We start from the raw sequence: 8,673 nt of genomic DNA on the forward strand, positions 1-8,673 counted from the left end.
TATGCGCGAGGGGGATCAGTTGTCACCCAGCAGGACGGAGTCCAGCGCGATTTCGATCATGTCGTTGAAGGTCAGCTGACGCTCTTCGGAGGTGGTCTGCTCACCAGTACGGATATGGTCGGAGACGGTGCAGATGGTCAGCGCCTTGGCACCGTACTCGGCGGCCACGCCATAGATACCGGCGGCTTCCATCTCGACACCCAGGATGCCGTATTTTTCCATGACGTCGAACATGGAGGGGTCCGGGGTGTAGAACAGATCGGCGGAGAAGATGTTGCCCACGCGCACGGCCACGCCCTTGTTCTTGGCGGCCTGAACGGCATTGGCCACCAGGTCGAAGTCGGCGATGGCGGCGAAGTCGTGGTCCTTGAAGCGCAGACGGTTCACTTTGGAGTCGGTGCAGGCACCCATGCCGATCACCACGTCACGCAGTTTCACGTCTTCACGCACGGCACCGCAGGAGCCCACGCGGATCAGGGTCTTCACGCCGTAATCGGTGATCAGCTCTTTTGCGTAGATGGAGCAGGACGGGATGCCCATGCCGTGACCCATGACGGAGATGCGACGACCCTTGTAGGTGCCGGTGAAACCGAACATGTTGCGCACGTCGCACACCTGCTCGACGTTCTCCAGGAAAGTTTCGGCGATGTACTTGGCACGCAGGGGGTCGCCCGGCATCAGCACGGTATCAGCAAAGGCGCCATCTTTCGCATTGATATGAGGAGTTGCCATTCTCTTTATTCCTTCACACTAGGTTGAGTTTTATTGTCTTTATGGATTGTCCGCTGCCTGCGCGGCGGCGGTACATTACAGGAAACCGGGGCCCTGTGGCACCCCGGGCAGGCGAACCGGCCCGGGGTCACCATCACAGGAAGCTGGTACCGTATTGCAGCTTGGGCAGGCCGTGGTAGGCCGCGATGCTCTGGCCGATGTCGGCGAAGGTCTCGCGACGACCGACGGAGCCCGCCTTGACCGGCTTGCCGTAGAACAGCACCGGGATGTATTCGCGGGTGTGGTCGGTACCGCTCCAGGTCGGGTCACAGCCGTGGTCGGCGGTCAGCACCACCACGTCGCCATCCTGCAGCAGGTCGAACAGCTCCGGCAGGCGGGAGTCGAAGTACTCCAGCGCATCGGCGTAGCCCTTGACGTCACGGCGGTGACCGTAGGAGGAGTCGAAGTCCACGAAGTTGGTGAAGACGATGGTCTGGTCACCGGCCGCTTTCACCTCTTCCAGAGTCCTGTCCCACAGCTCGGTCAGACCGGTCCCCTTCACCTGCTTGGTGATGCCCTGCTGGGCATAGATGTCGGCGATCTTGCCGATGGAGACCACCTGGCCACCCGCCTCCTTCATGTAGTCCAGCACGGTCGGCGCCGGCGGCAGCACGGAGTAGTCGTGGCGGTTGCCGGTGCGCTTGAAGTTGCCCTTGCCGCTGCCCACGAACGGACGCGCGATGACGCGGCCGATGTTGTAGGGCTCCAGCAGCTCGCGCACGATGTGGCACAGCTCATAGAGCTTCTCGAGGCCATAGGTCTCTTCGTGGCAGGCGATCTGGAATACGGAGTCGGCAGAGGTGTAGAGGATCGGCTTGCCGGTGCGCATGTGCTCTTCGCCCAGATCGTCCAGCACCTGGGTACCGGAGGCGTGGCAGTTGCCCAGATACCCGGGCAGACCGGCCTTCTCGACGATGGCGTCCAGCAGCTCCTGCGGGAAGCTGTTGTGGTGGTCATGGAAGTAACCCCACTCGAACAAGACGGGCACGCCGGCAATCTCCCAGTGACCGGACGGGGTGTCCTTGCCGGAGGAGAGCTCCTGGGCAAAGCCGTAGGCACCGATCACCTCGACATCCTTGTTCAGTCCGGCCGGGAAGGTGCCGCTGGCGAGTTCGCCCGCGTGGCCCAGACCCAGCTTGCTGAGGTTTGGCAGGTTGAGAGCGCCACGGCCCTCGATCTCACCGGCGGCGCACGCCTTGGCGATATGGCCAAGGGTATTGGCACCCACGTCGCCGAACTTGTCGGCATCGGCGGCAGCACCAATACCGAAAGAGTCCATCATCAGAATAAAGGTACGTTTCATGGGACTTCCCCTTGTTACAAATCAGCCAGACCGATGCGACGGTAAACCTCGGGCAGCGCCTCTGGTCGGGTGTCGCCGATCTTCACGGCAGCCTGCACCATGCGGGCAGCCTCGGCAAATTGAGCTTCTGTCTGAGCGTGGATCAGGGCGAGCGGCTTGTCAGCATCGACGCTCTGACCCAGGCGGATAAAGTCGGTCAGACCGACGGCATAATCGAGTTTGTCGGCGGCGGCGCGGCGACCGCCCCCCATGGCGACCACGGCCAGACCCAGTTCACGGGTATCCATCGCGGTGACGAATCCGCTGTGGGCCGCGTAGACGGGGCGCACGATGGCGGCTTTGGGCAGGTAGGCGTCGTAGCGCTCCATGAAGTCGGCGGGACCACCGAGGCCGGTCACCATGCGGCCGAAGATCTCGGCTGCCTTGCCGTTGTCCAGCACCGCCTGCAACCTGGTGCGGGCATCGCCGTCATCGCTGGCAAGACCGGCGGAGATCAGCATCTCGGCGCACAGGGCCATGGTCACTTCATGAATGCGCGGGTTGCGATACTCACCGGTCAGGTAGCGCACCGCTTCGCGCACTTCCACGGCGTTGCCGGCGCTGGAGGCCAGCACCTGGTTCATGTCGGTCAGGAGTGCAGAGGTGCGGCAGCCGGCACCGTTGGCCACGGCGACGATGCTCTTGGCAAGCTCTTCAGAGGCTTCAAAGGTCGGCATGAAGGCGCCGGAGCCCACCTTCACGTCCATCACCAGCGCTTCCAGCCCGGAGGCAAGCTTCTTGGAGAGGATAGAGCCGGTGATCATGGCAATGGACTCGACGGTGGCGGTGATGTCCCGTACCGCATAGATACGCTTGTCGGCCGGGGCGAGATCGCCGGTCTGACCGATGATGGCGACCCCCGCCTCTTTCACCACTTTCAGGAAGCGGTCGTTGTCGACCGAGGTCTGGTAGCCGGGAATGGCATCCAGCTTGTCCAGGGTGCCGCCGGTGTGGCCGAGACCACGGCCGGAGATCATGGGCACGAAACCGCCGCACGCAGCGACCATGGGGCCCAGCATCAGGGAGACCACGTCACCCACGCCGCCGGTGGAGTGCTTGTCGACGATGGGGCCGCCCAGATTGAGGTGGTCCCAGGTCAGCACCATGCCGGAGTCGCGCATGGCGCAGGTCAGGGCAACCCGCTCATCCATGGTCATGTCCTTGAAGTAGACCGCCATCGCCAGGGCCGCAATTTGCCCCTCGCCGATGGTGTTGTTGGTTATGCCCTGGACGAAGAATTGAATCTCTTGGGTACTGAGCTCTTCACCGTTGCGCTTCTTGCGAATAATTTCTTGAGGCAAAAACATCTTTCATTCCCTCCGTGCATCACGCACGAACACAGACCGAACCAGATCCGAAAGGGGGCGGCGCACCGCCCCCTGCCACCGCTTAGTAACCGCTGGTATTGGCAGGCTTGTCGCCATGCCCCAGGGTCGCCAGCAGGCTGGCCAGCAGGCTGGAGGCGCCGAAGCGGAAGGTGCGGGCGGATACCCAGTCCTTGCCCAGGATCTCTTCGGCCATGGCCAGGTACTGACCTGCCACGGCGGCGTCTTTCACGCCACCGGCCGGCTTGAAGCCCACTTTCGGGTTCTTGGCCTTGATCACTTCCATCATGATGCGGGCAGCTTCCGGGGTCGCGTTCACCGGCACCTTGCCGGTGGAGGTCTTGATGAAATCGGCACCGGCGTCGATGGAGATCTCGGAGGCGCGACGGATCAGCGCCTCTTCCTTCAACTCGCCGGTCTCGATGATCACTTTCAGCAGTACCTTGGCGCCGCAGGCTTCCTTACATGCTTTGACCAGATCGAAACCGACCTGTTCATTGCCGGCCATGAAGGCGCGGTACGGGAAGACCACGTCCACCTCGTCGGCACCGTAGGCCACGGCGGCACGGGTCTCGGCCACGGCGATCTCGATGTCGTCGTTGCCGTGGGGGAAGTTGGTCACGGTCGCGATGCGCACGTCGGCGGCGCCGATGTCACGCAGGGTCTTGCGGGCGATGGGAATGAAACGGGGGTAGATGCAGACGGCGGCGGTCAGGCCGGCCGGAGACTTGGCCTTGTGGCACAGGTCGATCACCTTCTGATCGGTGTCGTCATCGTTCAGGGTGGTCAGGTCCATCAGGTTCAGGGCGCGTTGGGCGGCCACTTTCAGATCAGTCATGCTATGTCTCCAAAGTCTTGTTAAGCCCCATCACCCGCGAGCGGCTTCACCGAACACCAAGGGTCGGCAGAGACGTTCCCGGAGCAACGGGATATGGAATTGCAGCGCAAATGCACAGGCAATACGGCTGCAAATAAGGCAAGAGCCCTGTCACTTTCTTACAAAAGTGCGGACTTGGTTCCATGAAGACTTGAGAAAGGCCGACTACGCAGACCCGACTTCCCAATCAATTCCATTTGACCGCCAACACCCGGATTCACCGGGCATTAGTCAATGCCAGCACCCTGCTGGCATCGCCTATTTCAGCCGAGATACCCCGTGTTTGCAAGCCGGATTTGCCAATTTCAGAGGTACCTCACACCCGGCAAATCCAGCGCTGGAAGGCGCTTAAGAGAAGAAGCGGGTCAGGATCCAGGAGTAGGCAATGCCCCCCAGATAGACCCCCACGATCCCCATGACGCCGGAGAGGACGGGCGGCGCCGGTATCGGCAACTTGAGGAAAGAAAACAACACCCCAACGATAAAGCCGGCCGCCATAGCCAGTAGCACTTCATTCATAGAACCTCCGATTTGACTCACTTTATTATTAGTCTTGACAGGAAAACGGTTGTCACCACCCCAAACGAGAACGCCACAGCAAATCGCTGTGGCGTTCGTCTTTATCCTGTCAGTCAGGCGATGTTACATGCCGGACAGCGCCAGGAAGAAGCCTGCGATGGTCGCAGACATCAGGTTGGACAGGGAACCTGCCAGCACGGCCTTCAGACCGAACTTGGCGATGGTGCCGCGACGGTTCGGTGCCATGGAGCCCAGACCACCCAGTAGGATGGCGACGGAGGACAGGTTGGCGAAGCCGCACAGGGCGAAGGAGATGATCGCCTTGGTGTGCTCGGACATGGCCACACCGTTGATCAGCACTTCATCCTTCAGGTAGGGGGCAAAGTTCAGGTAAGCCACGAACTCGTTGACCACCAGCTTCTGACCGATGAAGGAACCGGCCACGACCGCTTCGCTCCAGGGCACGCCGATCAGGAAGGCCAGCGGGGAGAACAGCCAGCCCAGCAGCAGCTCCAGGGAGAGTTGCGGGTAACCGAACCAGCCGCCCACACCGGAGAAGATGCCGTTGATCATGGCGATGAGGCCGATGAAGGCCAGCAGCATGGCACCCACGTTCAGGGCCAGTTGCAGACCGGCGGAGGCACCGGCGGCAGCAGCGTCGATCACGTTGGCCGGCTTGTCGTCCAGCTCACCTTCTGCGGCGTTCTCGTCGTAGCTCGGGGTCTCGGTTTCCGGTACCAGCAGCTTGGCGAACAGCAGACCACCCGGGGCAGCCATGAAGGAGGCGGCGATCAGGTATTCCATCTTGACGCCCATGGAGGCGTAACCGGCCAGCACGGAGCCGGCAACGGAAGCCAGACCACCACACATGACGGCGAACAGCTCGGAGTCAGTCATCTTGGAGATGAAGGGACGTACCACCAGCGGGGCTTCGGTCTGACCGACGAAGATGTTGGCAGTGGCGGAGAGGGATTCGGTACGGGAGGTGCCCAGCACCTTCTGCAGACCGCCGCCCAGCAGCTTGATCACCCACTGCATGATGCCGAGGTAGTAGAGTACCGCGATCAGGGAAGAGAAGAAGATGATGACGGGCAGGACGCGGAAGGCGAAGACGAAGCCACCGCCACCGAACACTTCGAACATCTTGTTGCCAACCAGACCACCGAACAGGAATTCGATGCCGTTCTGGCCATAACCGATGACGCTGGAGACGGCGTCGGACACGCCCACCAGGATGTCACGACCGACCGGTACGTAGAGCACGAAGGCCCCCAGACCGGCCTGGATGGCAAAGGCGCCACCTACGGTACGAATTTTGATTGCCTTGCGGTTGCTGGAGAACAGCACCGCAATCAGGATGAGCGTCGCCATCCCTACCAGACCCATTATCAGATTCATTATTAACACTTCCTCTTTAGTAGCACCTGCCAGCTTGTTAACGATTTGTGTATTGAAGCCGCTAATCAAGGGTGCGCATTATACTAATTACGGTGCGACAAAATAGAATACTGGTCACATTTTATAAGCCACAAACGGCCTGAACATCGTTTAATTAGACCGCAAACGATTTTTATGGGCCCTGTTTTTTATCACTCGGTCATCATTTGATAATCAAATGTTAATTTCATGATTTCCTGGGGGGAACAGCCGCCGGGTGGAGTCATGTAACACCGAAATAACATCCTCCAGCGGTTGCTGCCGCAATTGTGCCAACAAGCGGGCTATGGTCGGCAGGCTGGCCGGCGTGTTCACCTCCCCCTGCTGGCCTTGCAGCGGCATGTCGGGAGCGTCGGTTTCCAGCAGCAAGGCCTCCAGCGGCATCTGGCGTATCGCCTCCCGGGTCTTGTTGGCGCGCTCATAGCTGATGACCCCCCCGATCCCCAGCCTGAAACCCAGTTGCCAGAACACCTCCGCCTGATGCAGGGAGCCGCTGAAGGCGTGAATGACCCCCCCTTGTGGCGGAGTGAAGCGCCGCAGGATCTTGGCGACCGTGTCGTTGGCACGCACCGAGTGGACGATGAGGGGCAGCTCATGCGCCATGGCCAGCCGCACCTGCGCCTCGAACATCTCGACCTGCCCCTCCTGCGGCACATGGGAGCGCAGATCCAGCCCGCACTCCCCCACGGCCACCAGCCCACGGGGCCGACTCGCCAGCAGGGTCTCCAACCGGGTCAGTGCATCCCGAGGCTGCTTGCCCACATACCAGGGATGGATCCCCAGGCCATAGCGGATGTCGTCGTGGCGCTCGGCCAGCGCCATCACCCGCCCCCAGTTTTCCTCTCCCACGGCGGGGATGATATACTCGCCCACCCCCAGCTGGCGCCACCGGGTCAGCAGCGCCTCCCTATCGGCGTCAAAGACCGGAAAATCGAGGTGGCAGTGGGTGTCTATCAATTCCATGTCGCGCTTACCTGTCTGTCGTACTCAATGGGTTCATTCCATGCCAACACACGTTTCCCGAGGCTTTACCCTGATAGAACTGGTGCTGGTCATCATCGTGCTGGGGATCCTGGCCGTGACCGCCCTGCCCCGCTTCATCAACATCCAGGACGACGGGCTCAAGAGCAGCGTCTCGGCCACGGCGGGCAGCTTTGCCAGTGCCGCCCGGCTCGCCCACGCCGGCTGGGCGGTCAAGGTAAAGGGGGAGCCCCTGGCACTCTACAACTTTAGCGGCATGGGCAGGCAGGATCTCGACATCAACAGCCATGGCTGGCCGGTGGGCACCAAGGAGGACCAGGGAGGTCAGGGGCCCGATACCGTCTTCCCCGGTGGCGACAGCGATCAGATCTCCGTCAGCAGCCGGGACGACTGCGAGAGCCTGTTTGGCGCCCTGCTCGATACCGATCTGACGGTGGCCGATGAGTTGCACCAGGATTCAGACAGTGACTACATCTCCCGGCTCATCCCGGCAGACGCTCAGGCTGACGGCGCCCTTCGTCACGACAACTGCCGCTATACCCTGCGCAGCTCCGTTGGCCGCTTCCCGGCATACCCCGACGGGCTATCGTTCGACTACAACAGCGTCACTGGCGCCGTGACCCGCCAGTTCCAGTGAGGTCGTCGCCCTTCTCCGGGCGCTTCTCGTCTTCATCATGGCGTACCGGCGCGCAACAGCGCCGGTTCTCCGGTGTGAGTCCCCACTCCTGGCACCAGGCATCGTAGCGAGCCAGCCAACGCAGCAATATCCCCTTCATGGGCGCCTCCTTGTCTCGATGGTTTCCCCACAAGCCTGCCCCAATCCAGCGCCCCAGACCAGCATCTCGGGGCCAGCGGCGTCATGGCCTGTCCAGCGGCAGCAACAGCCCCATGGCAATCTCGTCCACATAGCCCTCGTCCAGCCGATAGGCCTGCCGTCTCACCCCCTCCTCCACGAACCCGCACTTGCGATACAAGGCGTGGGCCACCTCGTTGTGGGCCATCACTCCCAGCTCCAGCCGGTGGATACCGAGATCCCTCGCGGTCGCGATCAGGGTGCGCAGCAACCGTTCACCCCATCCCTGCCCGCGCGCCCCCGAACGCAGCCCCATTACCACCAGGGCGCAGTGGCGGTTGCGTGCCAGGCCGCCACCAAGGAGCGCGGCAAACCCTTGCACCTCCCCCGCCAGCTCCAGCAACCACATGGCCTGATTGGGGGCCGCGGCCATGGCCTCGAGCCGCCTGCGCTGCCCCGCGATGTCCGAGGGGCGCTCTCCCGCTTCATACAGCATGAAGCGGGTCTCCCTGTCCAGTTGCCCGAAGAAGCGATCCAGCGCCGCCGCATCCTCCACCCCTACCATACGAATCATCACGCCGACCTCCCTGCCTGGTGGCTCTGCCGACCACGACCATAAAAAAACGAC

General features: G+C 61.9%; 9 protein-coding genes. 1 reads left to right on the top strand and 8 read right to left on the bottom strand.

Annotated features, from left to right (window positions below; all coding sequences use genetic code 11):
• Positions 1 to 15: 15 nt before the first annotated feature.
• From deoD to AB5Y47_RS10185, 7 genes are all read right to left on the bottom strand, one after another.
• On the bottom strand, positions 16 to 732 hold the full coding sequence (deoD, locus tag AB5Y47_RS10155; protein WP_005341325.1) for a purine-nucleoside phosphorylase: 717 nt from the start codon (positions 730 to 732) through the stop codon (positions 16 to 18).
• A gap of 133 nt (positions 733 to 865) precedes the next feature.
• The gene (locus tag AB5Y47_RS10160; RefSeq protein WP_039039948.1) at positions 866 to 2,074 is read right to left on the bottom strand and encodes a phosphopentomutase; all 1,209 of its coding nucleotides are present in this window, start codon (positions 2,072 to 2,074) and stop codon (positions 866 to 868) included.
• 14 nt (positions 2,075 to 2,088) lie between these two features.
• Entirely contained in the window at positions 2,089 to 3,420 is a 1,332-nt protein-coding gene (deoA, locus tag AB5Y47_RS10165; protein ID WP_368220200.1) for a thymidine phosphorylase, read from the bottom strand.
• Between the two features lie 82 nt (positions 3,421 to 3,502).
• Positions 3,503 to 4,276 carry a deoxyribose-phosphate aldolase gene (gene deoC, locus AB5Y47_RS10170; protein WP_039039946.1) on the bottom strand — a complete coding sequence of 258 codons (774 nt, stop codon included), beginning with the start codon at positions 4,274 to 4,276 and terminating at the stop codon, positions 3,503 to 3,505.
• A gap of 387 nt (positions 4,277 to 4,663) precedes the next feature.
• Positions 4,664 to 4,834: a XapX domain-containing protein gene (locus tag AB5Y47_RS10175; RefSeq protein WP_010673027.1), complete on the bottom strand. Its 171-nt coding sequence runs from the start codon at positions 4,832 to 4,834 to the stop codon at positions 4,664 to 4,666.
• A 123-nt stretch (positions 4,835 to 4,957) separates the two neighbouring features.
• Positions 4,958 to 6,232 (bottom strand): NupC/NupG family nucleoside CNT transporter, encoded by a 1,275-nt coding sequence (locus AB5Y47_RS10180; protein ID WP_045523157.1) that lies wholly within the window; start codon positions 6,230 to 6,232, stop codon positions 4,958 to 4,960.
• A gap of 213 nt (positions 6,233 to 6,445) precedes the next feature.
• Positions 6,446 to 7,234, bottom strand: coding sequence for a TatD family hydrolase (locus tag AB5Y47_RS10185; RefSeq protein ID WP_161653085.1), 789 nt, complete (start codon positions 7,232 to 7,234; stop codon positions 6,446 to 6,448).
• Positions 7,235 to 7,274: 40 nt separating this feature from the next.
• On the opposite strand from AB5Y47_RS10185, the gene tppF reads away from it, so the two are divergent.
• Complete coding sequence (gene tppF, locus AB5Y47_RS10190) at positions 7,275 to 7,889, top strand: type IVa pilus pseudopilin TppF (RefSeq protein ID WP_029313748.1); 615 nt, start codon at positions 7,275 to 7,277, stop codon at positions 7,887 to 7,889.
• Between the two features lie 220 nt (positions 7,890 to 8,109).
• Here the strand turns inward: tppF and AB5Y47_RS10195 are convergent, their stop codons facing one another.
• Positions 8,110 to 8,619, bottom strand: a complete 510-nt coding sequence (locus tag AB5Y47_RS10195) for an N-acetyltransferase family protein (protein ID WP_368220201.1) — start codon at positions 8,617 to 8,619, stop codon at positions 8,110 to 8,112.
• Between the last annotated feature and the right edge of the window lie 54 nt (positions 8,620 to 8,673).

The organism is Aeromonas sp. R7-2, assembly GCF_040908105.1.
GTDB lineage: Bacteria > Pseudomonadota > Gammaproteobacteria > Enterobacterales > Aeromonadaceae > Aeromonas > Aeromonas caviae.